The following is a 24381-nucleotide window of genomic DNA, read 5'->3' as shown; positions in this document are numbered from 1 at the left end:
TACTTCCATCGAGTCAGTAAAAGGGATCAGGAGAGAACTTCGTAGAGATGGTCGGCCCGGGCGAAATGCACGCGGCTCAGGTCGTTGACCGCGAACACGCGCAACAACCAGCGGTCGGCACCGTCGTTCTGCGGCTCGAAGCCATCGCGGGCGTGCAGCACGCGCTGGTTCTTGAACACCATGAAATCGCCTGGCAGCAGCAGGTGCGGCTCATCGAAGCGGCGGCTTTCCAGCACGCTGCGCAGGTTGCCCAAGGCCTGCTCGGCGCGCAGGTTGAGGCCGTGGGTGTTCTCGCTGTCGAAGCGGCACAACCACTCCCCTGTGTGGCCACGCGCCAGCACCGGCAGTTCGGCCGTACGACGACGGTTGCTGGCAAATGAGTCCGGGCGGCGGATTTCGAACTGTGGCAGGCAAAGCTCACGCACCGTCGATGGCGACAGCGCGGCGATCACCGCATCGAGGTTGACCAGGGTGGTGCTGATGCGCGGGTCGCAGCGCATGCCGAAGAAGGACAGGTACTCCGGGCAGCAGGACGCGGTACCGAGAGGTTCGCTGGAGAGCGGCAGGTCCGGGTTGTCCACATGGTAGGAAAAGCGCAGGCGCGAGCCATGTGAACTCTTGTGGCTGGACGAGCTGCGCGATGGAATGACATGGCGAAACAGACGGCCGTCATTCTCTCCCTCGTAGACGACCGGGTGGATCCCCATCAGGCTCTGCATGGTCAGGCTGACCAGGCAGGCGATAGGTGTGCTGCGCGGACTGAGCACCCCCGAATAGGGCGTGGGCGGAATATCACGGTCCCGTGGGCAGTTGCGCACGATCATGCTGGTGAGGTGCGGTGTTTCGACAAAACTGCGGATCTGTTGGCAAAGCGCGCTGCCCAGCACGTCCTCGGCCTGGTCCTTGAGTTGCGGATAGAGTTCCTTGCTCGCCTCGAAATCGAGCGGGGTATTGTTCAGCAGGGTTTGCCAGGCACTGGAGATGACCCAGGGCAGGCGGATCTCGAGGGAGGTCTGAGGCTCGGCCCCTTGTTGCAGGTGTGCGCTTTCCATTTCGAACTGGTATTCCATTGAGCAGGCGCGAAGCCGTTCGGTGTCGTTCCAAGCCGGGCAGAAGCGGCTTCAGACGTGGTTTTGTTAAGCCGTTCACAGCTGTGCGATGGCCAAGCAGGCGAGCCATCATGGTGCCTGCACATTGCATCGACTCAATCATTGTAATTTCAAAAATATCGTCGATTCAATTTATTTCTTTCAGAACCAAATGATCGATTGAATCGATTCAATCAAGCTATTGATTTCAAAAGATTTCTGTTTTGTCCTGTGATGGACCGGCAACGCCTTTGCCTGGGGCGCGCCCTCCCCCTGCAACGTAATCGGTGCAATTTACCTACACAAAAACAGAATTACTCCCATTGAGGCTTTCGTGCTAGGCTTCCGCGCTATCGCATTTTCTGGGTGCCATTTCTATGTGGGTTCCTCACTACAGCGACCTGGCACAGCCGGTCTACCTGATGATCGCCGACGCCTTGGAGCAAGACATCGGCAGCGGCAGGCTTATGCCCGGCGAGCGCCTGCCGACACTCAAGGACTTGGCCGAAACCCTGAATGTCACCCCAGGCACCATCGGCCGAGCCTACGACGAAGCCGCCAAGCGTGGCCTGGTGGTAGGCGAAGTGGGGCGCGGCACCTTCGTGCTGCCGCAGCGGCCGGTGCAAAGCGCTGCCCCGGCACCAAGCGTCGCACCGCCGCCAGCACCCGCGGAGCGTCAAAGTGGCCAGATCGACCTTTCGATCATCAAGCCCAACGATGCCCACATGACCGACTGGCTGCGCGGCGCCATCAACGAACTGGCCGCGTCGCCCGGCCTGGCACAGGTGCTCGACTACGTCACCGAGGGCGGCCACGCCACCCACAAGCAAGCCGGCGCAAGCTGGATCCAGCGCTGGCTGCCAGAGGCACGCTGGCAACAGGTGGTGCTGACTTCAGGAGCCCAGCATGGCCTGCTGGTGGCCATCAGCAGCCTGTCGAAAAGCGACGATGTGGTGCTGTGCGAGTCGTTCTGCTACCCGGGCATTATCTCCCTGGCCCACAGCATGGGCCGTCGCCTGCGCGGCGTGGCCATGGACGAGCACGGCCTGATTCCCGAGGCATTGCGCGCAGCCTGCCTGGAGCACCGCCCGTCGCTGCTGGTGTGCGTGACCACCCACCAGAACCCGACCAACTCGATCATGCCCCATGCCCGGCGCCAGGCCATCGCCGAGATTGCCCGTGAGTTCGACCTTTTCATCGTCGATGACGATATCTATGGTTTCCTCGAGCCTGCTGCGGACTACCAGCCATTGGCTGCGTATGCACCCGAGCGCTCGGTATATCTCACGAGCCTGTCCAAGAGTGTCCTGCCGGCACTGCGCATCGGTTACCTGTACGCCCCGCCGCAAACCCTTTCGCGGTTATCGTCGATGGTCCGCAGCAGCGTCTGGATGCCATCGCCACTGATGGCGCAACTGGCCAGCAACCTGATCAACAGCGGCATGGCCGACCAACTGGTGCGGGTTCAGCAGGACGAGGCAGCGGCGCGCCAGCAAATGGCCCGGGAGATCCTTGGCAAATACCAGATCCGCAGCCAACCCAACAGCTTCCACATCTGGCTGGAATTGCCCGAGCCATGGACCAGCGACGAATTCGCCAACCTGGCGCGCAACAACGGCGTCACGGTAGTCAGTGGCAGCCAGTTCCTGCCAGAACGCAGCCGTGCCACCTGCGGGGTGCGTATCGCCTTGATGGCCCCCAGCCGACAGGAACTGGGCTTTGCCCTGACCAAGCTGGCAAGCCTGCTGGACTCGCCGGAGCCGCGGTTGTTTTATTGAATTGAACCGGTATGGGCTTGCCGCGTCATTTGCGGGTGCTTTGCGCCCCTTTCGCGACACGAGGCCGCCCCAACAGGCACTGACCGTTACACAACTGTATTTGTCGCCCAAACAAATGCCCAGAACGGTACCCGCCAAAAGAACGGCGGGCAGACCGTCGGGTAAGAGGCATTATTCAAATCAAGATGATTTTAACTAATAAGGTTCGGACATACTCACCGACTACGAGTTGAGAGACACATTGAAGTTGTCTCCTTCCAGGTGTCGTACGGAAACCTGGCCGCTAACATCTCGCCCCTCTTCCGTTACGAACTTGTAACGAGACAGAAGGAAATCCTCTGGATAAATAGTACCTTCATTCCGCTGCTTGCCGCCCCGTGCCATCATCAACCCGCCGGCCATTGCAACGAGACCGGAGTTCGCTTGTATGTATTGGAACAGGGTAGGGCCTGAAAACCGATCATAATAGATGACCTCAGGCCCCCATAACTTGATGCCAATGCCCAGCGCCGACACTGCGAAACCAATGACTATTAGTACCCTGCCGTAAAACACAGGGTCTCCAGCAGGTCCCTCAAGATGATCTGCATACATCTTCGAAAAACCGGAGACAGTATACTCTTGTGCATCTGACCTCAGGTCTACTTGACCTAATAAGCATTCCCCCTCACCGCTTTGCATGACCCACCTCATTACAAATGGTGGATACTAAGCGATCCAGGCAGCGAAAACTGCGCGCCACTAGAACTTCAGAAATCTCTGATACTCAAGGTTAGCTCTTCCTAAAGCCTCGGGTTCGCTCGAAAAAAAACCCAAGGCAACTGCCTTGGGCTTTTAGTCTTTCCAGCTGTTTAGCGGCTCTGATCAGAACGGAATATCGTCATCGAAGCTGTCGAAGTCAGCTGCCGGTTGCGGCGCTGGCTGCTGCGGCGCTGGGCGCTGCGGAGCCTGTTGCGGGCGCGGGGCCTGCTGGCGTGGGGCCTGGTTGTACTGCTGCTGGCCACCGCCATAGTTGCCGCCAGCTTGATTGTACGGGTCACCGCCCTGCTGCTGGCCCTGCGGACGACCGCCGAGCAGCTGCATGGTGCCGTTGATGTCGACGATGATCTCGGTGGTGTAGCGCTTGATACCGTCTTTTTCCCATTCACGGGTCTGCAGCTTGCCTTCGATGTAGCACTGCGAACCCTTGCGCAGGTACTCGCCGGCGATTTCGGCAACCTTGCCGAACAGCGACACACGGTGCCATTCGGTACGCTCGACCTTCTGGCCCGACTGCTTGTCGGTCCACTGCTCGCTGGTAGCCAGGCTCAGGTTGGTCACGGCGTTACCGTTGGGCAGGTAGCGGACTTCGGGATCCTGGCCACAGGTGCCGACCAGAATGACTTTGTTAACCCCACGGGCCATAACGTTCTCCTAGGCTTCGCACGCCGAAGAGGCCGGGTTCACCAGGCGCTCGAGGGTCGTACGGTCCAAAATTTTCGTATCCAGTTTGATATAGATGGCGGCTTCATCTGCCACCACAACGGCGTCGGTCACACCCGGCACGGCCATCAGGCGCTCGGTCAGGCCGGCTTCCCGGACTGCCTCTGGCGTCAGCGGCATGCGCAGGCTGGTCACATAGGGCGGCTCGTTCATGCGCAAGGCGACGACCAACCAGATGGCACACAGCACCGCACAACCGAGGAACACCATGTTCAGCCCGCCGTGCTGGAACAGCCAGCCGCCGAGGATTCCTCCCAGGGCAGCGCCGAGGAACTGGCTGGTGGAGTAAACCCCCATTGCCGTTCCCTTGCCACCTGCCGGCGACACCTTGCTCACCAGCGAAGGCAGCGATGCCTCCAGCAGGTTGAATGCAGTAAAGAATACCACGGTGCCAACCACCAGTCCGCGCAAACCGTCAGCCCACTCCCAGAAGTATATCTCCGTCAGCAGCAGGACACTCACCGCGCCGGCCAACACGCGTTTCATCTTGCGCTTCTTTTCGCCGTAGATGATGAACGGGACCATTGCAAAAAATGAGATGAACAACGCGGTCAGGTACACCCACCAGTGTTGCTCCTTGGGCAGGCCGCCACGCTCGACAAAGGCCAGTGGCAGCGCGACGAAGCTGGCCATGAGAATGGCATGCAGGATGAAAATGCCCGCATCCAGGCGCAGAAGGTCCGGATGGCGCAGGGTCGGGCCGATAGCCTGGCGCGCCACGCCCGACTCGCGGTGCTGCAGGATGCTGTTGGTATTGGGCACGACAAAGGCAATCAGCAGGATACCCACCAGGGCGAGTCCTGCCGTGGCGAGGAACAATCCTGACAAACCAAAGGCACGTGTCAGTAATGGGCCGACGACCATGGCGACGGCAAACGACAGGCCGATGCTCATGCCGATCATGGCCATGGCCTTGGTCCGGTGCTGCTCGCGGGTAAGGTCGGACAGCAGCGCCATGACCGCAGCGGAAATCGCCCCGGCCCCCTGCAGGATACGCCCGGCGATCACCCCCCAGATGGAGTCGGCCTGGGCCGCCAGGACACTGCCCAGGGCAAAGATTATCAAACCCAGGTAAATCACCGGCCGACGGCCGATGCGGTCGGAAATCATCCCGAACGGGATCTGCAGTATGGCCTGGGTGAGGCCATAGGCACCAATGGCCAGGCCGATCAGTGCAGGGGTGGCACCGGCCAGGTCCATGCCGTAGGTGGCCAGCACCGGCAAGACCATGAACATGCCCAGCATACGAAAGGCAAAGACCAGGGCCAGGCCGCCAGCGGCGCGGGTTTCGCCGCCACTCATGCGCTCGTTGTGGGTGTCGTGCATGGATTAATCTCGTGTGAACCGGCGGCGATTCTATCAGTCCGACAGCTTGACGGCATCTACGCGACGCTTTGCCGCGTACTGGCAGCGCGCCGTATACTTCCTTGTTTATGCCCGCCGAGCGAGGCCGCAGTGGACAAGATCCTGATTCGTGGGGCACGCACCCACAACCTGAAAAACATCGACCTGACCCTGCCCCGGGACAAGCTGATCGTGATCACCGGCCTGTCCGGTTCGGGCAAGTCATCCCTGGCGTTCGACACCCTCTACGCCGAAGGCCAGCGTCGCTACGTGGAATCGCTCTCGGCCTATGCCCGGCAGTTCCTGTCGATGATGGAAAAGCCCGACGTCGACACCATCGAAGGCCTGTCGCCGGCCATCTCCATCGAGCAGAAGTCGACCTCGCACAACCCCCGCTCCACGGTCGGCACCATCACCGAAATCTACGACTACCTGCGCCTGTTGTATGCCCGCGTCGGTACCCCGCGCTGCCCGGACCACGATATTCCACTGGAGGCGCAAACGATCAGCCAGATGGTCGACCTGGTGCTGGAGCGCCCGGAAGGCAGCAAGCTGATGCTGCTGGCCCCGGTGGTTCGCGAGCGCAAGGGCGAACACCTGGCAGTATTCGACGAGCTGCGTGCGCAAGGCTTTGTCCGCGCACGCATCAACGGCAAGCTCTACGAACTCGATGAGCTACCCAAGCTGGACAAGCAGAAAAAGCACAGCATCGATGTGGTAGTCGACCGCTTCAAGGTACGTGCCGACCTGCAACAGCGCCTGGCCGAGTCGTTCGAAACCGCGCTGAAACTGGCCGACGGCATCGCCCTGGTGGCGCCGATGGACGATGAACCGGGCGAAGAGACGATCTTCTCCGCACGCTTCGCCTGCCCGGTCTGTGGCCACGCCATCAGCGAGCTGGAGCCGAAGCTGTTCTCCTTCAACAACCCTGCCGGTGCCTGCCCGACTTGCGATGGCCTGGGGGTCAAGCAGTTCTTCGACACCAAGCGCCTGGTCAATGCCGAGCTCACCCTGGCCGAAGGTGCGATCCGCGGCTGGGACCGGCGCAACGTTTACTACTTCCAGATGCTCGGTTCGCTGGCTGCGCATTATGGCTTCAGCCTGGAAGAGCCGTTCGGCGAGCTCTCGGCAGAACACCAGAAGGTGATCCTGCAGGGCAGCGGCAAGCAGAGTGTCGACTTCAAGTACCTCAACGACCGCGGCGACATCGTCAAGCGCTCGCACCCGTTCGAAGGCATCGTGCCGAACCTGGAGCGGCGCTACCGCGAAACCGAGTCGGCCACCGTGCGTGAAGAGCTGGCCAAGTTCCTCGGCACCCAGCCCTGCCCGGATTGCCGCGGTACTCGCCTGCGCCGCGAAGCGCGCCATGTGTGGGTGGGTGAAAAGACCCTGCCGGCGGTGACCAACCTGCCGATCGGTGAAGCCAGCAACTATTTCGGCGCCCTGACCCTGACCGGTCGCCGTGGCGAAATCGCCGCGAAGATCCTCAAGGAAATCTGCGAGCGCCTGCAGTTCCTGGTCAACGTCGGCCTCGACTACCTCACCCTCGACCGCAGCGCCGATACCCTGTCCGGTGGCGAGGCACAGCGTATTCGCCTGGCCAGCCAGATCGGCGCCGGCCTGGTGGGGGTGATGTACATCCTCGACGAGCCGTCCATCGGCCTTCACCAACGCGACAACGACCGTCTGCTGGCCACCCTCAATCACCTGCGCGACCTGGGTAATACAGTGATCGTGGTGGAACACGACGAGGACGCCATCCGCCTGGCCGACTACGTCGTGGACATCGGCCCCGGTGCCGGCGTACATGGCGGCAAGATCGTCGCCGAGGGCACGCCACAGGAAGTCATGGCCCACCCCGACTCGCTGACCGGCAAGTACCTGTCCGGGCGCAAGAAGATCGTCGTGCCGGCCAAGCGCACGCCGCGCAACAAGAAGCTGCAACTCAAGCTCAAGGGCGCGCGCGGCAACAACCTGCAAAACGTCGACCTGGAAATTCCGATCGGCCTGCTGACCTGCGTGACCGGGGTGTCCGGTTCGGGCAAGTCGACGCTCATCAACAACACGCTGTTCCCGCTGGCCGCCACCGCCCTGAATGGCGCAAGCAGCCTGGAGGCTGCGCCCCACAGCAGCATGGATGGCCTGCAGCACCTGGATAAGGTGGTGGATATCGATCAGAGCCCGATCGGCCGCACTCCTCGTTCGAACCCGGCAACCTATACCGGCATCTTCACGCCTATCCGCGAGCTGTTCTCCGGCGTTCCGGAATCGCGCTCGCGCGGTTATGGCCCCGGGCGGTTCTCGTTCAACGTCAAAGGCGGCCGTTGCGAGGCCTGCCAGGGCGATGGCCTGATCAAGGTGGAGATGCACTTCCTGCCGGACATCTACGTGCCGTGCGACGTGTGCAAGAGCAAGCGCTACAACCGCGAAACGCTGGAGATCAAGTATAAGGGCAAGAACATCCACGAAGTGCTGGAAATGACCATCGAGGATGCCCGCGAGTTCTTCGACGCGGTACCAGCGCTCGCGCGCAAGCTACAGACGTTGATGGACGTGGGGCTGTCCTACATCAAGCTGGGGCAATCGGCGACTACGTTGTCGGGTGGCGAGGCACAGCGGGTGAAACTGTCGCGCGAGCTGTCCAAGCGTGATACCGGCAAGACCCTCTACATTCTCGACGAGCCGACCACAGGCCTGCACTTTGCCGATATCCAGCAGTTGCTGGACGTGCTGCATCGCCTGCGCGACCACGGCAATACCGTGGTGGTGATCGAGCACAACCTGGATGTGATCAAGACTGCGGACTGGCTGGTGGACCTTGGGCCGGAGGGTGGCTCGAAAGGTGGACAGATCATTGCCTGTGGCACACCGGAAGAACTCAGCGAGATGAAGCAGTCCTATACCGGGCATTACCTGAAACCGCTTCTGGAGCGGGATCGGGCTTGAGGGAAATGGGGCGCTTTGCCCCTATCGATACAAGGCCGCGCCTAAAGACCGCCGCATTATCCTCGGATAAATGCGGCCGGCTGTAGGAGCGGCCTTGTATCGTGAAGGGCTGCAAAGCAGCCCCCAGCATCTGTTTACATCTGCGACTGCAGGTAGTTCTCGAGGCCAATGGCCTTGATCAGCCCCTGCTGCTTCTCCAGCCAATAGGTGTGGTCTTCTTCGGTATCAGCCAGCTGCGCGCGCAAGATATCTCGGCTGACGTAATCCTTGTGCAGCTCACACAGTTCGATACCTTTGCATAACGCGGCACGCACCTTGTACTCGAGCTTGAGATCAGCTTCGATCATCTCCGGCACGGTGCTGCCCACTTCCAGGTCGTCCGCGCGCATGTCAGGTGTGCCTTCGAGCATGAGGATACGACGCATCAGGGCATCGGCGTGCTGCGTCTCCTCTTCCATCTCGTGGTTGATGCGCTCGTAGAGCTTGGACAGGCCCCAATCTTCATACATACGCGAGTGAATGAAGTACTGGTCGCGCGCAGCCAGTTCGCCCTTCAACAGCGTGACGAGGTAGTTGATTACGTCCGGGTGGCCTTGCATCGCCCTGCTTCTCCATGTGAAAACGTCTATTACCCATAGTGTGAACCAGCTTTTACTTGCGGTCACTGAAAAATGCGCAATAAGAAGCAAAAAAAGCCCTGAACAGTAGTGATATTCATTGAAAAACCGCCCAAATGAGGGCGGTTCTTCTTATCACTTCGACTTAGGCGAGATCGATGCCCAAAGCCTTGGCAACCCCTTCGCCGTAGGCCGGATCGGCCTTGAAGAAGTACTGCAGCTGGCGCTGGACCACGTCTTGGCTTACACCTGCCATGGCTCCCGCGATGTTGTTGATCAACAGGGCTTTCTGCTCATCATTCATCAAGCGGAACAGCGCACCGGCATGGCTGTAGTAATCGCTGTCTTCGCGATGATTGTAACGGTCCGCCGCCCCTTCCAACGCCAGCGCGGGCTCAGCATGACGTGGTGACTGCTTCGGCGCGTCGCCATAGCTGTTGGGCTCATAGTTCGGCGCGCTACCGTACGTGCCGCTGGCCATGGAGCCATCGCGCTGGTAGCTGTTAACCGGGCAACGTGGCGCGTTAACCGGCAACTGCTGGTGGTTGGTACCCACCCGGTAGCGGTGCGCATCAGCGTAGGCGAATACCCGACCTTGCAGCATGCGGTCCGGCGACAGACCGACACCTGGCACCATGTTGCTTGGGCCAAATGCAGCTTGCTCGACCTCAGCGAAGTAGTTCAGCGGGTTGCGGTTGAGTTCAAGCACACCCACCTCGATCAGCGGGTAGTCCTTCTGCGACCAGGTCTTGGTGACGTCGAAGGGGTTCTCGTCGCGGTTGGCTGCCTCGGCTTCACTCATTACCTGAATGCATAGGGTCCAGCGTGGATAGTCGCCGCGCTCGATCGCTTCGAAGAGATCGCGCTGAGCGTAGTCCGGATCGGTACCGGCCAGGCGTGCAGCATCCGCCGGGGCGAGGTTCTTGATGCCTTGCTGAGTCTTGAAGTGCCACTTGACCCAGGTACGTTGCCCCTCGGCATTGATCAGGCTGTAGGTATGGCTGCCGAAGCCGTGCATGTGGCGGTAGCCGTCCGGAATGCCGCGGTCGGAGAACAGGATAGTGACCTGGTGCAGCGCCTCGGGGGAGTGCGACCAGAAGTCCCACATCATTTGCGCATTTTTCAGGTTGGTTTGCGGGTGGCGCTTCTGCGTGTGGATGAAGTCAGGGAACTTCAGCGGGTCGCGGATGAAAAACACCGGCGTGTTGTTGCCCACAATGTCCCAGTTGCCTTCTTCGGTGTAGAACTTCACGGCAAAGCCGCGCGGATCGCGTTCGGTGTCGGCCGAACCACGCTCGCCACCCACGGTGGAAAAGCGCAGGAACGTCTCGGTTTGCTTGCCGATCTGCTCAAACAGCTTGGCACTGGTGTAAGCCGTGATATCGCGCGTGACGGTAAAGGTACCGTAGGCACCCGAGCCCTTGGCGTGGACGCGGCGCTCAGGGATGTTCTCGCGGTTGAAATGGGCAAGCTTCTCGATCAGGTGGAAGTCGTCGAGCAGCAACGGGCCGCGTGGGCCGGCGGAACGGGAGTTCTGGTTATCGGCTACAGGGGCACCGCTGGCGGTGGTGAGAATCTTGCTCATGGGCTCTCCTTATCGGTCTACAAGCGCCGGCTGATCGGCTGTGGAGAGAGTATTGACGAGCAAGGTTACAAGAACAAATTCATTACATGACTTGTATCAATAGAAATAAACAATACATCCAGAAACAAAAAACCGGGCACTAGGCCCGGTTCTTTGTAGCAGACAGAACGTCTTACTCAGCAGCTTCTACAGCACCGCCGACCGGACGATCAACCAGCTCGACGTACGCCATAGGCGCGTTGTCGCCAGCGCGGAAACCGCACTTCAGGATGCGCAGGTAGCCGCCCTGACGGGTGGCGTAACGCTTGCCCAGGTCGTTGAACAGCTTGCCAACAGCGGACTTCGAACGGGTACGGTCGAAGGCCAGACGGCGGTTAGCTACGCTGTCTTCCTTGGCCAGGGTGATCAGCGGCTCGGCAACGCGGCGCAGTTCCTTGGCTTTCGGCAGGGTGGTTTTGATCAGCTCGTGCTCGATCAGCGACACTGCCATGTTCTGGAACATAGCCTTGCGGTGAGAGCTGGTACGGCTCAGGTGACGTCCACTTTTACGATGACGCATGATTCATTCCTTACCAAACACTACGTTCGGTGATTACGACGATCAGGCGGTCGCCTTGTCGTCTTTCTTAAGACTTGCAGGCGGCCAGTTGTCGAGGCGCATGCCGAGAGACAGACCACGAGAGGCCAGCACGTCCTTGATTTCAGTCAGGGACTTCTTGCCCAGGTTAGGAGTCTTCAACAGCTCTACTTCGGTACGCTGAATCAGGTCGCCGATGTAGTAGATGTTCTCCGCCTTGAGGCAGTTGGCCGAACGTACAGTCAGTTCCAGGTCGTCAACCGGACGCAGCAGGATCGGATCGATCTCGTCTTCCTGCTCGACTACGACAGGCTCGCTGTCACCTTTGAGGTCGACGAACGCGGCCAGCTGCTGTTGCAGGATGGTCGCAGCGCGGCGGATAGCCTCTTCAGGGTCCAGGGTGCCGTTGGTTTCCAGATCAATGACCAGCTTGTCCAGGTTGGTACGCTGTTCAACACGGGCGTTCTCGACCACGTAGGCGATACGACGCACCGGGCTGAACGAAGCGTCCAGCTGCAGACGGCCAATGCTACGGCTTTCGTCTTCGTCGGTTTGACGGGAGTCGGCCGGCTCGTAACCACGACCACGAGCTACGGTGAGCTTCATGTTCAGGGCGCCGTTCGACGCCAGGTTCGCGATTACGTGATCGGGGTTGACGATCTCGACATCGTGATCCAGCTGAATATCGGCAGCGGTAACCACCCCCGAACCCTTTTTCGACAAGGTCAGCGTAACTTCGTCACGACCGTGCAGCTTGATAGCCAGGCCCTTCAGGTTCAACAGGATTTCAATGACGTCTTCCTGTACACCTTCGATCGCGGAGTACTCGTGGAGTACGCCATCGATCTCGGCCTCGACTACTGCACAGCCAGGCATGGAGGACAACAGGATGCGGCGCAGCGCGTTGCCCAGGGTATGGCCGAAACCACGCTCGAGAGGCTCGAGCGTGATCTTGGCGCGGGTCGGACTGACTACCTGCACATCAATGTGGCGGGGAGTCAGGAACTCATTTACCGAAATCTGCATGGATGCACCTATTTTCTAGCCCTTACTTGGAGTAGAGCTCGACAATCAGGTTCTCGTTGATGTCGGCAGACAGGTCGCTGCGAGCAGGAACGTTCTTGAAAACGCCCGACTTTTTAGCAGCATCCACATCAACCCACTCAACGCGGCCACGCTGGGCGCACAGTTCAAGGGCTTGAACAATGCGCAGCTGGTTCGACGACTTCTCGCGAACCGCGACCACGTCACCCGGACGAACTTGGTAGGATGGAATGTTCACAGTCTTACCGTTGACGCTGATCGCTTTGTGCGAAACCAGCTGACGGGATTCGGCGCGAGTCGAACCGAAGCCCATACGGTAGACGACGTTATCCAGACGGCACTCGAGCAGTTGCAGCAGGTTCTCACCGGTTGCGCCTTTTTTCGAGGCTGCAGCCTGGTAGTAACCGCGGAACTGACGCTCCAGAACACCGTAGATACGACGAACTTTTTGCTTCTCGCGCAGCTGGGTACCGTAGTCGGACTGACGGCCACGGCGCTGGCCGTGGATACCTGGGGCTGCTTCGATGTTGCACTTCGATTCCAGAGCGCGAACGCCGCTCTTCAGGAACAGGTCAGTGCCTTCACGGCGAGACAGTTTGCATTTTGGACCAATGTAACGTGCCATTTATCTGTCTCCTGATTACACGCGACGCTTCTTCGGCGGACGGCACCCGTTGTGCGGGATTGGCGTCACGTCGGTGATGCTGGCGATCTTGTAGCCGCAGCTGTTCAGTGCACGAACGGCGGACTCACGACCTGGACCTGGACCCTTGACGTTCACGTCGAGGTTCTTCAGACCGTATTCCAGCGCAGCTTGACCAGCACGCTCAGCAGCGATCTGAGCTGCGAACGGGGTGGATTTGCGCGAACCACGGAAACCCGAACCACCGGAGGTCGCCCAGGACAAAGCGTTGCCCTGACGGTCGGTGATGGTCACGATGGTGTTGTTGAAAGAGGCATGGATGTGGGCGATGCCATCAACCACTGTCTTTTTGACTTTCTTACGAGGACGAGCAGCAGGTTTTGCCATGTCTATATTCCTGGGCGATTACTTGCGGATCGGCTTACGCGGGCCCTTACGGGTGCGTGCGTTGGTCTTGGTGCGCTGACCGCGAACCGGCAGACCTTTACGATGACGCAGGCCGCGGTAGCAACCCAGGTCCATCAAGCGCTTGATCTTCATGTTGATGTCACGACGCAGGTCACCTTCGGTGGTGAACTTCGCGACTTCGCCACGCAGGGTTTCGATTTGCTCGTCGCTCAGATCCTTGATCTTAGCGGCTGGGTTTACACCAGCGTCTGCACAGATCTTCTGTGCAGTAGTGCGACCGACACCATAGATGTAGGTCAGCGAGATAACAGCATGCTTGTTATCTGGAATGTTGACGCCTGCAATACGGGCCATTCAGTGGGACTCCAATTGACAGCTACCTACGCCCCGGAAGCCAAGAAATAGGGCGCGAGATAATATCGCTGTAGAAACGAATAATCAACCCAGCAGCACACTAGCTGCTGGGTTTGAAGCGCAGATCACACTCAGCCTTGGCGCTGTTTGTGACGCGGTTCCGCGCTGCAGATCACTCGTACGACGCCTTCGCGACGGATGATCTTGCAGTTACGGCACAGCTTTTTCACCGATGCACGAACTTTCATTACCGACTCCTCGAACCTTAGGGGCGTATCAGCGCAGCAAACCGCTGCCACCGTAGCCTTTCAGGTTGGCTTTCTTCATCAGGGATTCGTACTGGTGCGAAACGAGGTGCGATTGTACTTGGGACATGAAGTCCATCACAACCACTACCACAATCAGCAACGAGGTCCCGCCAAGGTAGAACGGCACATTTGCTGCCACCACCAGGAACTGGGGCAGAAGGCAGACGGCCATCATGTAAAGAGCACCGAACATGGTCAGACGGGTCAGAACGCCATCAATGTAGCGTGCCGACTGCTCACCAGGACGGATACCCGGAATAAAGGCACCGGACTTCTTCAGGTTTTCCGCTACGTCTTTCGGGTTGAACATCAGCGCTGTGTAGAAGAAGCAGAAGAAAATGATCCCTGCACTAAACAGCAGAATGTTCAACGGCTGACCAGGAGCGATCGACTGCGAGATGTCCTGCAGCCAGCCCATACCTTCGGACTGACCGAACCAGGCACCCAGCGAAGCCGGGAACAGCAGAATGCTGCTCGCGAAAATGGCCGGGATAACCCCCGCCATGTTCACCTTCAGCGGCAGGTGGCTGGTCTGCGCAGCGAAGACCTTGCGGCCCTGCTGACGCTTGGCGTAGTGAACGGCGATACGACGCTGACCACGCTCAATGAACACCACGAAGCCGATAATCGCTACTGCCAGCAAACCGATAGCGACCAGGGCGAAAATGTTGATATCGCCTGTGCGTGCAGACTCGAAAGACTGCCCGATTGCTCTCGGAAGACCGGCAACGATACCTGCGAAGATCAACATCGAGATACCGTTGCCCACACCGCGCTCGGTGATCTGCTCGCCCAGCCACATCATGAACATCGCGCCTGCCACGAAGGTGGAGACGGCGACGACATGGAAGCCCAGACCTACAGAAAACGCCACGCCCTGGTTGGCCAGGCCAATGGACATGCCAATGGCTTGGACCAGTGCCAGGATAACGGTGCCGTAGCGGGTGTACTGGCTGATCTTGCGACGGCCAGCTTCACCTTCCTTCTTCAACTGCTCCAGTTGCGGGCTGACCGCCGTCATCAGCTGCATGATGATCGATGCCGAGATGTACGGCATGATCCCCAGTGCAAAGATGCTCATGCGCTCGAGCGCGCCACCGGAAAACATGTTGAACAAGCTAAGAATGGTCCCCTCATTCTGCCGAAACAGATCCGCCAGACGGTCTGGATTGATGCCAGGAACCGGGATATGCGCACCTATCCGATAGACGATGATCGCCATGAACAGAAAGCGCAGACGAGCCCAGAGTTCCGACATCCCGCCCTTACCGAGCGAAGAGAGAGCACCTTGCTTAGCCATTTATTCCTCGAACTTGCCGCCAGCTGCTTCGATAGCCGCACGCGCACCCTTGGTGGCTGCGATACCCTTGATGGTGACTGCGCGAGTGACTTCGCCAGACAGCATGATTTTCACGCGCTGTACGTTCTGGCCGATCACGTTGGCATCCTTCAGGGATTGCACGGAGATCACGTCGCCTTCCACCTTGGCCAGCTCGGACAGACGCACTTCGGCGCGGTCCATGGCTTTCAGGGAAACGAAGCCGAATTTCGGCAGACGACGGTGCAGCGGCTGTTGACCGCCTTCGAAGCCCGGAGCGATGGTGCCACCGGAACGGGAGGTCTGACCTTTGTGACCACGGCCACCAGTCTTGCCCAAACCGCTACCGATACCACGACCCGGACGATGCTTCTCGCGACGGGAACCCGGCGCTGGACTCAGATCATTGAGTTTCATCGATTAACCCTCGACCTTCAGCATGTAGTAAGCCTTGTTGATCATCCCGCGGTTTTCGGGAGTATCCTGGACTTCTACAGTGTGACCGATGCGACGCAGACCCAGGCCTTTAACGCACAGTTTGTGGTTAGGCAGACGGCCGGCAGTGCTCTTGATCAGCGTTACTTTTACGGTTGCCATGATCAGAAGATCTCCTCAACGCTCTTGCCGCGCTTGGCAGCAATGGATTCAGGAGATTGCATGGCTTTCAGACCCTTGAAGGTGGCGTAAACCACGTTCACAGGGTTGGTCGAACCGTAGCACTTGGCCAGAACGTTCTGAACACCAGCAACTTCCAGGACAGCACGCATTGCGCCACCGGCGATGATACCGGTACCTTCCGAAGCAGGCTGCATGTAAACCTTCGAGGCGCCGTGGGCAGCCTTGGTGGCGTACTGCAGGGTGGTGCCCTTCAGGTCAACCTGGATCATGTTGCGGCGAGCAGCTTCCATAGCCTTCTGGATCGCAGCAGGTACTTCGCGCGACTTGCCACGGCCGAAGCCAACACGACCTTTGCCATCACCTACCACGGTCAGCGCGGTGAAGGTGAAGATACGGCCGCCTTTTACGGTTTTGGCAACGCGGTTAACTTGAACCAGCTTCTCGATGTAGCCTTCGTCGCGCTTTTGATCGTTATTTGCCATAACTTAGAACTCCAGCCCGCCTTCACGAGCAGCATCAGCCAGCGCCTTGACGCGGCCGTGGTACTTGAAGCCGGAACGGTCAAAGGCAACTTGAGATACACCGGCGGCTTTCGCACGCTCAGCTACCAGCTTGCCAACCTTAGTGGCCGCGTCGATGTTGCCAGTGGCGCCATCACGCAGTTCTTTGTCCAAGGTCGAGGCGCTTGCCAGAACCTTGCTGCCGTCGGCCGAAATGACCTGGGCGTAGATGTGCTGCGAGGAGCGGAACACGCACAGGCGCACGACTTCGAGTTCGTGCATCTTGAGGCGTGCTTTGCGAGCGCGACGCAGTCGAGTAACTTTTTTGTCGGTCATTTGCTAGGCCCTACTTCTTCTTGGCTTCTTTACGACGGACTACTTCGTCCGCGTAACGCACACCCTTGCCTTTGTAAGGCTCTGGCGGACGGAAGTCGCGGATTTCAGCGGCCACCTGACCCACCAGCTGCTTGTCGATACCCTTGATCAGGATGTCGGTCTGGCTTGGGGTTTCAGCGGTGATACCGGCTGGCAGTTCGTAGTCCACTGGGTGCGAGAAGCCCAGAGCCAGGTTCAGGACGGTGCCCTTGGCCTGTGCCTTGTAACCAACACCGATCAGCTGGAGCTTGCGCTCGAAGCCTTGGCTTACGCCCTGGACCATGTTGTTCACCAGAGCGCGGGTGGTACCGGCCATGGCGCGAGCTTGCTGGTCACCGTTGCGAGCAGCGAAACGCAGCTCACCAGCTTCTTCGGTAACTTCAACAGACGAGTGAACGTTCAGTTCGAGAGTGCCTTTGGCACCCTTCACCGAAAGCTGCTGGCCGGCGAATTTGACTTCGACGCCTGCTGGCAGCTTAACGGGGTTCTTAGCGACGCGAGACATGCCTATCTCCCCTTAGAACACTGTGCACAGAACTTCGCCGCCGACACCGGCAGCGCGCGCAGCGCGATCAGTCATCACACCTTTGTTGGTGGAGACGATAGACACGCCCAGGCCGCCACGTACTTTCGGCAGCTCTGCGACGGACTTGTACTGGCGCAGGCCTGGACGGCTGGAGCGCTTCAGTTCCTCGATGACCGGACGGCCTTCGAAGTACTTCAGTTCGATCGACAGGGAAGGCTTGGCCTCACCAGTTACCTGGTAGCCAGCGATGTAACCTTCGTCCTTCAGAACTTTGGCAACCGCGACCTTCAGGGTGGAGGAAGGCATGCTTACGACGGACTTTTCAGCCATCTGGGCATTACGGATGCGAGTTAGCATGTCCGCTAACGGGTCCTGCATACTCATGGGCTAGATGCTCCTGATACAAGAATTATTAGCCTTGCGGCTATCACAACCACCCGAGCAGGCAGGGCAAAAAACCCAGGCTCAGGTGAGCCGGTCATTCTAGACACAAGGCAGAAACGAAACAAGCCCCATATAGGGGCTTGTTTGTTGGTGAGGTCACCGGCGGTCGGAAGATTACTCCCCTTCCACCGGGATCACACCGGCAGCGATTACCAGGAGGCCTTGACCAGACCCGGTACGTCACCGCGCATTGCAGCTTGACGCAGCATGTTACGGCCCAGGCCGAACTTACGGTATACACCGTGAGGACGACCGGTCAGGCGGCAACGGTTGCGCAGGCGCGAGGCGCTAGCGTCACGTGGCTGCTTCTGCAGAGCGACAACGGCAGCGAAACGCTCTTCAGGAGAGGCGTTCAGGTTGACGATGGTCGCTTTCAGCTCAGCACGCTTCTTAGCGAACTTGGCTACCGTGAGCTGACGCTTCAGCTCGCGGTTTTTCATGCTCTTCTTGGCCATTTTCCTACTCCAATCAGTTGCGGAACGGGAACTTGAAAGCACGCAGCAGAGCGCGGCCTTCGTCGTCCGAACGAGCAGTGGTGGTCAGGGTGATGTCCAAACCGCGCAGAGCATCGATCTTGTCGTAGTCGATTTCCGGGAAGATGATCTGCTCTTTCACGCCCATGCTGTAGTTGCCACGGCCATCGAAGGACTTGGCATTCAGGCCGCGGAAGTCGCGTACCCGAGGCAGGGAGATCGCCAGCAGGCGGTCCAGGAATTCGTACATCTTGTCGCGACGCAGGGTCACCTTGACGCCGATCGGCCAGCCCTCACGGACTTTGAAGCCCGCGATGGATTTACGAGCGAAAGTCACGACCGGCTTTTGACCGGTGATCTTTTCCAGGTCGGCAACAGCGTGCTCGATGACTTTCTTGTCGCCGATCGCTTCGCCCAGACCCATGTTCAGGGTGATCTTGGTAACGCGCGGAACTTCCATCACGTTCGACAGCTTAAGTTCTTCCTTAAGCTTAGGAGCGATTTCGTTCCGGTAAATCTCTTTCAGTCGTGCCATGGTCTTCTACCTAGCAGTGTTCAAGCATCAACCGCTTTTTGGGTCGACTTGAAGACACGAATTTTTTTACCGTCTTCTACTTTGAAACCAACGCGGTCAGCCTTGTTGGTTTCACCGTTGAAGATGGCAACGTTGGAAGCGTGCAGAGGCGCTTCTTTCTCGACGATACCGCCCTGTACGCCCGCCATCGGGTTAGGCTTGGTATGACGCTTGACCAGGTTCACACCACCAACAACCAGACGGTTGTCAGCCAGAACCTTCAGCACCTTACCGCGCTTACCCTTGTCTTTGCCGGCGATCACGATGATCTCGTCGTCACGACGAATCTTTTGCATGTCGGATCTCCTTACAGCACTTCAGGGGCGAGCGAGACGATCTTCATGAACTTCTCGGAACGAAGCTCACGGGTCACTGGCCCGAAGATGCGAGTGCCGATCGGCTCTTGCTTGTTGTTCAGCAGAACAGCAGCGTTGCCGTCGAAACGAATGATGGAACCGTCGGCGCGACGAACACCGTGACGGGTGCGGACGACAACAGCGGTCATCACCTGGCCTTTCTTGACCTTGCCGCGCGGAATTGCTTCCTTGACGGTTACTTTGATGATGTCACCGATGCCGGCGTAACGGCGGTGCGAACCGCCGAGTACCTTGATGCACATGACGCGACGAGCGCCGCTGTTATCGGCCACATCGAGCATGGATTGAGTCTGAATCATAAAATTTCTCCGACCCTTAGCCCTTAGACTTCAACAGCGCGTTCGAGGACTTCAACCAGTGCCCAGGACTTGGTCTTGGCCAGCGGACGGGTTTCACGGATGGAAACCTTGTCGCCGATTTTGCACTGGTTGGATTCGTCGTGCGCGTGCAGCTTAGTCGAACGCTTAACGTATTTACCGTAGATCGGGTGCTTGACGCGACGCTCGATCAGAACGGTGATGGTCTTGTCCATTTTGTCGCTGACGACACGGCCAGTCAGCGTACGGACGGTTTTTTCAGCTTCAGCCATGATCACTTACCTGCCTGCTGGTTGAGCACAGTTTTCACGCGAGCGATGTCACGCTTAACTTGCGAGAGCAGGTGCGACTGCCCCAACTGGCCAGTTGCTTTCTGCATACGCAGATTGAACTGGTCGCGCAGCAAGCCGAGCAGTTGCTCATTCAGTTGCTGTGCCGATTTTTCACGAAGTTCATTCGCTTTCATCACATCACCGTCCGCTTAACAAAGGAGGTGGCGAGAGGCAGCTTTGCAGCAGCCAGGGCGAAAGCTTCGCGCGCCAGCTCTTCAGAAACACCTTCGATTTCATACAGGACTTTGCCTGGCTGAATCTGGGCAACCCAGTATTCCACGGAGCCCTTACCTTTACCCATACGAACCTCGAGAGGCTTCTTGGAGATCGGCTTGTCCGGGAACACACGGATCCAGATCTTGCCGCCACGTTTAACGTGACGGGTCAGCGCACGACGTGCGGACTCGATCTGGCGAGCGGTGAGGCGACCGCGAGCAACAGCTTTCAGGGCGAACTCGCCGAAGCTGACTTTGCTACCGCGCAGTGCCAGACCACGGTTGTGGCCAGTCATCTGCTTGCGGAATTTTGTACGCTTTGGTTGCAACATTTGGCGTACCCCTTACTTAGCAGCTTTTTTACGAGGCGCTGGTGCTTGTGGTTTCAGTTCTTCTTGGCGACCACCAATCACTTCGCCTTTGAAGATCCAAACCTTCACACCGATCACACCGTAAGTGGTGTGAGCTTCGTAGGTGTTGTAGTCGATATCGGCACGCAGGGTGTGCAGAGGCACACGACCTTCGCGATACCACTCGGTACGAGCAATCTCAGCACCGCCGAGACGACCGCTCACCTGGATCTTGATGCCCTTGGCACCAATACGCATGGCGTTCTGTACGGCGCGCTTCATGGCGCGACGGAACATTACGCGGCGTTCCAGCTGCTGAGCTACGCTCTGCGCAACCAGCATGGCGTCGAGTTCCGGCTTGCGGATCTCTTCGATGTTGATGTGCACAGGCACACCCATCTGCTTGGTCAGGTCCTGACGCAGCTTCTCGACATCTTCACCTTTCTTACCGATAACGATACCGGGACGAGCGGTGTGGATGGTGATGCGTGCAGTTTGAGCCGGACGATGAATATCGATACGGCTTACGGACGCGCTTTTTAGTTTGTCCTGGAGGTACTCACGCGTTTTCAGATCCTTCAACAGGTAATCTGCGTAAGTAGCACCGTCTGCGTACCAGACGGAGGTGTGCTCCTTGACGATTCCCAGGCGAATGCCAGTGGGATGTACTTTCTGACCCATCTGATCGACTCCGTTACTTGTCCGCAACCTTGACAGTGATATGGCAAGACCGCTTGACGATGCGATCAGCACGGCCCTTGGCACGTGGCATGATGCGCTTCAGCGAACGCCCTTCGTTGACGAAGACGGTGGAGACCTTCAGGTCATCAACGTCTGCGCCTTCGTTGTGTTCGGCGTTGGCTACGGCCGACTCGAGGACTTTCTTCATGATTTCAGCGGCTTTTTTGCTGCTGAAGGCCAACAGGTTGAGCGCTTCGCCCACCTTCTTCCCGCGGATCTGGTCGGCGACCAAGCGGGCTTTCTGGGCGGAGATGCGAGCGCCCGACAACTTAGCGGCTACTTCCATTTCCTTACCCCTTAACGCTTGGCTTTCTTGTCAGCCACGTGCCCGCGGTAGGTGCGGGTACCGGCGAACTCGCCCAGTTTGTGGCCGACCATGTCTTCGTTCACCAGAACTGGGACATGTTGACGACCGTTGTGTACCGCGATGGTCAGACCGACCATTTGTGGCAGGATCATCGAACGGCGCGACCAGGTTTTAACTGGCTTGCGATCGTTCTTCTCCACCGCCACTTCGACCTTCTTCAGCAGGTGAAGATCGATAAAAGGACCTTTTTTCAGAGAACGTGGCACTGTCGTATCCCTCTAGTTACTTGCGACGACGGACGATCATATTGTCGGTACGCTTATTACCACGGGTCTTCGCACCCTTGGTTGGGAAGCCCCATGGCGATACCGGATGACGACCACCGGAGGTACGACCTTCACCACCACCGTGTGGGTGGTCAACCGGGTTCATGGCAACACCACGAACGGTTGGGCGAACGCCGCGCCAGCGTTTGGCACCAGCTTTACCCAGCGAACGCAGGCTGTGCTCGGAGTTCGAGACTTCGCCCAGGGTCGCACGGCACTCAGCCAGGACTTTACGCATTTCACCAGAGCGCAGACGCAGGGTCACGTAGACACCTTCGCGAGCGATCAGCTGAGCCGAAGCACCAGCGGAACGAGCGATCTGAGCACCTTTGCCCGGCTTCAGTTCGATGCCGTGAACGGTGCTACCTACTGGAATGTTGCGCAGCTGCAGGGAGTTACCGGCCTTGATTGGGGCCAGGGCACCTGCGATCAGCTGGTCGCCAGCGCTCACGCCTTTAGGGGCGATGATGTAGCGACGCTCACCGTCTGCGTAGCACAGCAGGGCGATGTGAGCAGTACGGTTCGGGTCGTATTCGATACGCTCGACAGTGGCTGGAATGCCATCTTTGTCGTTGCGACGGAAGTCGACCAGACGGTAATGCTGCTTATGACCACCACCAACGTGACGAGTGGTGATGCGGCCATTGTTGTTACGACCACCAGACTTCGATTTCTTCTCGATCAGCGGTGCGTGAGGAGCGCCTTTGTGCAGCTCCTGGTTGACCACCTTGACCACGAAACGGCGGCCAGGGGAAGTCGGTTTGCATTTAACGATTGCCATGATGCACCCCTTCCTTACTCAGCACTGCTGCTGAAATCGAGATCTTGGCCTGGCTGAAGGGAGACGATCGCCTTCTTCCAGTCATTACGCTTGCCCAGACCACGTGCGGTACGCTTGGTTTTACCCAGAACGTTAACAGTCGACACGTTTTCAACTTTTACGTTGAACAGGCCTTCGACAGCTTTCTTGATTTCCAGCTTGGTTGCATCGGTAGCAACCTTGAATACGAACTGGCCTTTTTTCTCAGCCAGAACGGTAGCCTTCTCGGAAACGTGCGGGCCAAGGAGGACTTTAAATACGCGTTCCTGGTTCATCCCAGCAGCTCCTCGAATTTCTTCACGGCCGAGACAGTGATCAACACTTTCTCGTATGCGATCAGACTGACCGGGTCGGAACCTTGTACGTCACGTACATCGACGTGCGGCAGGTTGCGAGCAGCCAGGTACAGGTTCTGATCAACAGCGTCGGAAACGATCAGTACGTCGTTCAGACCCATGCCGTTCAGCTTGTTCAGCAGATCTTTGGTTTTCGGTGCTTCGACAGCGAAGTCCTGAACCACGACCAGACGGTCGCTACGCACCAGCTCAGCGAGGATGGAGCGCAGGGCTGCGCGGTACATCTTCTTGTTGAGCTTTTGCGAGTGATCTTGAGGGCGAGCTGCGAAGGTAACACCACCGCCACGCCAGATCGGACCACGAGTGGTACCAGCACGAGCACGGCCAGTACCCTTCTGACGCCATGGGCGCTTACCGCCACCAGCCACGTCGGAACGGGTCTTTTGCTGCTTGGTGCCCTGACGGCCGCCGGCCATGTAGGCCACGACTGCTTGGTGTACCAGCGTCTCGTTGAATTCGCCACCGAAAGTCAGTTCGGAAACTTCGATCGCCTGAGCGTCATTTACATTGAGTTGCATGTCAGTTTCCCCTTAACCGCGAGCCTTGACAGCTGGACGTACAACCACGTCGCCGCCAGTAGCGCCTGGAACGGCACCCTTGACCAGCAGCAGGTTGCGTTCAGCGTCTACGCGAACTACTTCCAGGGACTGAACAGTCACGCGCTCGGCGCCCATGTGACCGGACATTTTCTTGCCCTTGAACACACGACCAGGAGTCTGGCACTGGCCGATGGAACCTGGGACACGGTGCGACACGGAGTTACCGTGGGTGTTGTCCTGGCCACGGAAGTTCCAGCGCTTGATGGTACCGGCGAAGCCTTTACCTTTGGACTGACCAGTAACGTCTACCAGCTGGCCTGCAGTGAAGAGTTCAGCTTTGATCAGATCGCCAGCCTGGAAATCGCCTTCTTCAAGACGGAACTCCCAGACACCGCGACCAGCGGCAACGTTGGCCTTGGCGAAGTGGCCTGCCTGAGCGGCAGTCACACGCGAAGCACGACGCTCGCCGACAGTGACTTGCACTGCACGGTAGCCATCGGTTTCTTCAGTTTTGAACTGGGTGACGCGATTCGGCTCGATCTCGATGACCGTGACCGGAATGGAGACACCTTCTTCGGTGAAAATGCGGGTCATACCGCACTTGCGACCGATTACACCAATAGTCATGTTGTAAACCTCATGAGTGTACGGGGCTTTCACCCGCTATGGCCGCCCATTTCAGAGCGTTACACGACCAGA

The 24381-nt window shown here is 58.5% G+C and carries 35 protein-coding genes; 2 read left to right on the top strand and 33 right to left on the bottom strand.

Annotated elements, in window-relative coordinates; all coding sequences use genetic code 11:
• Positions 1-26: 26 nt before the first annotated feature.
• Positions 27-1052 (bottom strand): TauD/TfdA family dioxygenase, encoded by a 1026-nt coding sequence (locus HU763_RS02420; protein ID WP_170028001.1) that lies wholly within the window; start codon positions 1050-1052, stop codon positions 27-29.
• A 413-nt stretch (positions 1053-1465) separates the two neighbouring features.
• On the opposite strand from HU763_RS02420, the gene HU763_RS02415 reads away from it, so the two are divergent.
• On the top strand, positions 1466-2866 hold the full coding sequence (locus HU763_RS02415) for an aminotransferase-like domain-containing protein (protein WP_186690396.1): 1401 nt from the start codon (positions 1466-1468) through the stop codon (positions 2864-2866).
• 222 nt (positions 2867-3088) lie between these two features.
• On the opposite strand, the gene HU763_RS02410 is transcribed toward HU763_RS02415, so the two are convergent.
• The 3 genes from HU763_RS02410 to HU763_RS02400 form a co-directional block, all read right to left on the bottom strand.
• On the bottom strand, positions 3089-3547 hold the full coding sequence (locus HU763_RS02410) for a hypothetical protein (RefSeq protein WP_186690397.1): 459 nt from the start codon (positions 3545-3547) through the stop codon (positions 3089-3091).
• A 183-nt stretch (positions 3548-3730) separates the two neighbouring features.
• Entirely contained in the window at positions 3731-4270 is a 540-nt protein-coding gene (locus HU763_RS02405; RefSeq protein ID WP_170027998.1) for a single-stranded DNA-binding protein, read from the bottom strand.
• Positions 4271-4279: 9 nt separating this feature from the next.
• Complete coding sequence (locus HU763_RS02400) at positions 4280-5674, bottom strand: MFS transporter (protein ID WP_186690398.1); 1395 nt, start codon at positions 5672-5674, stop codon at positions 4280-4282.
• Between the two features lie 129 nt (positions 5675-5803).
• Between HU763_RS02400 and uvrA the strand changes: the two genes are divergently transcribed.
• Positions 5804-8638 carry an excinuclease ABC subunit UvrA gene (uvrA, locus tag HU763_RS02395; protein ID WP_186690399.1) on the top strand — a complete coding sequence of 945 codons (2835 nt, stop codon included), beginning with the start codon at positions 5804-5806 and terminating at the stop codon, positions 8636-8638.
• Positions 8639-8772: 134 nt separating this feature from the next.
• Here the strand turns inward: uvrA and bfr are convergent, their stop codons facing one another.
• From bfr to rplC, 29 genes are all read right to left on the bottom strand, one after another.
• On the bottom strand, positions 8773-9237 hold the full coding sequence (gene bfr, locus HU763_RS02390) for a bacterioferritin (protein WP_084857331.1): 465 nt from the start codon (positions 9235-9237) through the stop codon (positions 8773-8775).
• Positions 9238-9400: 163 nt separating this feature from the next.
• Positions 9401-10840: a catalase gene (locus HU763_RS02385; RefSeq protein WP_186690400.1), complete on the bottom strand. Its 1440-nt coding sequence runs from the start codon at positions 10838-10840 to the stop codon at positions 9401-9403.
• 172 nt (positions 10841-11012) lie between these two features.
• Positions 11013-11399: a 50S ribosomal protein L17 gene (rplQ, locus tag HU763_RS02380; RefSeq protein ID WP_003255451.1), complete on the bottom strand. Its 387-nt coding sequence runs from the start codon at positions 11397-11399 to the stop codon at positions 11013-11015.
• A 42-nt stretch (positions 11400-11441) separates the two neighbouring features.
• Entirely contained in the window at positions 11442-12443 is a 1002-nt protein-coding gene (locus HU763_RS02375; RefSeq protein ID WP_003255452.1) for a DNA-directed RNA polymerase subunit alpha, read from the bottom strand.
• 22 nt (positions 12444-12465) lie between these two features.
• Positions 12466-13086, bottom strand: coding sequence for a 30S ribosomal protein S4 (rpsD, locus tag HU763_RS02370; protein ID WP_087503320.1), 621 nt, complete (start codon positions 13084-13086; stop codon positions 12466-12468).
• 15 nt (positions 13087-13101) lie between these two features.
• Entirely contained in the window at positions 13102-13491 is a 390-nt protein-coding gene (gene rpsK / locus HU763_RS02365; RefSeq protein ID WP_003255454.1) for a 30S ribosomal protein S11, read from the bottom strand.
• A gap of 18 nt (positions 13492-13509) precedes the next feature.
• Complete coding sequence (gene rpsM, locus HU763_RS02360) at positions 13510-13866, bottom strand: 30S ribosomal protein S13 (RefSeq protein WP_003257112.1); 357 nt, start codon at positions 13864-13866, stop codon at positions 13510-13512.
• Between the two features lie 131 nt (positions 13867-13997).
• A complete protein-coding gene (gene rpmJ, locus HU763_RS02355; RefSeq protein WP_002555468.1) occupies positions 13998-14114 on the bottom strand; it encodes a 50S ribosomal protein L36 in 117 nt (38 codons plus the stop codon).
• A gap of 28 nt (positions 14115-14142) precedes the next feature.
• Positions 14143-15474: a preprotein translocase subunit SecY gene (secY, locus tag HU763_RS02350; protein WP_003257108.1), complete on the bottom strand. Its 1332-nt coding sequence runs from the start codon at positions 15472-15474 to the stop codon at positions 14143-14145.
• Positions 15475-15909, bottom strand: a complete 435-nt coding sequence (gene rplO, locus HU763_RS02345; protein ID WP_170027994.1) for a 50S ribosomal protein L15 — start codon at positions 15907-15909, stop codon at positions 15475-15477.
• A gap of 3 nt (positions 15910-15912) precedes the next feature.
• Complete coding sequence (gene rpmD / locus HU763_RS02340; protein ID WP_028690238.1) at positions 15913-16089, bottom strand: 50S ribosomal protein L30; 177 nt, start codon at positions 16087-16089, stop codon at positions 15913-15915.
• A gap of 2 nt (positions 16090-16091) precedes the next feature.
• Positions 16092-16592 carry a 30S ribosomal protein S5 gene (rpsE, locus tag HU763_RS02335; protein ID WP_003255465.1) on the bottom strand — a complete coding sequence of 167 codons (501 nt, stop codon included), beginning with the start codon at positions 16590-16592 and terminating at the stop codon, positions 16092-16094.
• A gap of 3 nt (positions 16593-16595) precedes the next feature.
• On the bottom strand, positions 16596-16946 hold the full coding sequence (rplR, locus tag HU763_RS02330; protein WP_009397496.1) for a 50S ribosomal protein L18: 351 nt from the start codon (positions 16944-16946) through the stop codon (positions 16596-16598).
• A 10-nt stretch (positions 16947-16956) separates the two neighbouring features.
• Entirely contained in the window at positions 16957-17490 is a 534-nt protein-coding gene (gene rplF, locus HU763_RS02325; RefSeq protein WP_170027993.1) for a 50S ribosomal protein L6, read from the bottom strand.
• A 12-nt stretch (positions 17491-17502) separates the two neighbouring features.
• Entirely contained in the window at positions 17503-17895 is a 393-nt protein-coding gene (gene rpsH, locus HU763_RS02320) for a 30S ribosomal protein S8 (RefSeq protein WP_009681971.1), read from the bottom strand.
• A 209-nt stretch (positions 17896-18104) separates the two neighbouring features.
• The gene (rpsN, locus tag HU763_RS02315; RefSeq protein ID WP_003255472.1) at positions 18105-18410 is read right to left on the bottom strand and encodes a 30S ribosomal protein S14; all 306 of its coding nucleotides are present in this window, start codon (positions 18408-18410) and stop codon (positions 18105-18107) included.
• A gap of 13 nt (positions 18411-18423) precedes the next feature.
• Positions 18424-18963, bottom strand: coding sequence for a 50S ribosomal protein L5 (rplE, locus tag HU763_RS02310; protein WP_003257095.1), 540 nt, complete (start codon positions 18961-18963; stop codon positions 18424-18426).
• Between the two features lie 20 nt (positions 18964-18983).
• A complete protein-coding gene (gene rplX, locus HU763_RS02305; protein ID WP_013970637.1) occupies positions 18984-19298 on the bottom strand; it encodes a 50S ribosomal protein L24 in 315 nt (104 codons plus the stop codon).
• Positions 19299-19309: 11 nt separating this feature from the next.
• Positions 19310-19678, bottom strand: a complete 369-nt coding sequence (gene rplN, locus HU763_RS02300) for a 50S ribosomal protein L14 (RefSeq protein WP_003243907.1) — start codon at positions 19676-19678, stop codon at positions 19310-19312.
• A gap of 23 nt (positions 19679-19701) precedes the next feature.
• The gene (gene rpsQ, locus HU763_RS02295) at positions 19702-19968 is read right to left on the bottom strand and encodes a 30S ribosomal protein S17 (protein WP_008089812.1); all 267 of its coding nucleotides are present in this window, start codon (positions 19966-19968) and stop codon (positions 19702-19704) included.
• 2 nt (positions 19969-19970) lie between these two features.
• The gene (gene rpmC / locus HU763_RS02290) at positions 19971-20162 is read right to left on the bottom strand and encodes a 50S ribosomal protein L29 (protein ID WP_002555481.1); all 192 of its coding nucleotides are present in this window, start codon (positions 20160-20162) and stop codon (positions 19971-19973) included.
• Entirely contained in the window at positions 20162-20575 is a 414-nt protein-coding gene (rplP, locus tag HU763_RS02285) for a 50S ribosomal protein L16 (RefSeq protein ID WP_003255479.1), read from the bottom strand. Before rplP ends, rpmC begins: the two co-directional genes overlap by 1 nt.
• A 12-nt stretch (positions 20576-20587) precedes the next feature.
• Positions 20588-21274, bottom strand: a complete 687-nt coding sequence (gene rpsC / locus HU763_RS02280) for a 30S ribosomal protein S3 (protein WP_003255481.1) — start codon at positions 21272-21274, stop codon at positions 20588-20590.
• A gap of 13 nt (positions 21275-21287) precedes the next feature.
• A complete protein-coding gene (gene rplV / locus HU763_RS02275; protein ID WP_003103908.1) occupies positions 21288-21620 on the bottom strand; it encodes a 50S ribosomal protein L22 in 333 nt (110 codons plus the stop codon).
• A gap of 11 nt (positions 21621-21631) precedes the next feature.
• On the bottom strand, positions 21632-21907 hold the full coding sequence (rpsS, locus tag HU763_RS02270; RefSeq protein WP_003255482.1) for a 30S ribosomal protein S19: 276 nt from the start codon (positions 21905-21907) through the stop codon (positions 21632-21634).
• Between the two features lie 16 nt (positions 21908-21923).
• Positions 21924-22748 (bottom strand): 50S ribosomal protein L2, encoded by an 825-nt coding sequence (gene rplB, locus HU763_RS02265; protein WP_170027992.1) that lies wholly within the window; start codon positions 22746-22748, stop codon positions 21924-21926.
• Positions 22749-22762: 14 nt separating this feature from the next.
• Complete coding sequence (gene rplW, locus HU763_RS02260) at positions 22763-23062, bottom strand: 50S ribosomal protein L23 (protein ID WP_003255484.1); 300 nt, start codon at positions 23060-23062, stop codon at positions 22763-22765.
• A complete protein-coding gene (rplD, locus tag HU763_RS02255; protein WP_008089819.1) occupies positions 23059-23661 on the bottom strand; it encodes a 50S ribosomal protein L4 in 603 nt (200 codons plus the stop codon). Before rplD ends, rplW begins: the two co-directional genes overlap by 4 nt.
• Before the next feature lie 12 nt (positions 23662-23673).
• Positions 23674-24309 (bottom strand): 50S ribosomal protein L3, encoded by a 636-nt coding sequence (gene rplC / locus HU763_RS02250; RefSeq protein WP_003257089.1) that lies wholly within the window; start codon positions 24307-24309, stop codon positions 23674-23676.
• Positions 24310-24381 lie beyond the last annotated feature (72 nt).

This window comes from Pseudomonas anuradhapurensis (assembly GCF_014269225.2).
Lineage (GTDB): Bacteria > Pseudomonadota > Gammaproteobacteria > Pseudomonadales > Pseudomonadaceae > Aquipseudomonas > Aquipseudomonas anuradhapurensis.
The sequence above is the reverse complement of the archived record's forward strand: the minus strand, read 5'-3'. Positions and strand labels throughout refer to the sequence as shown.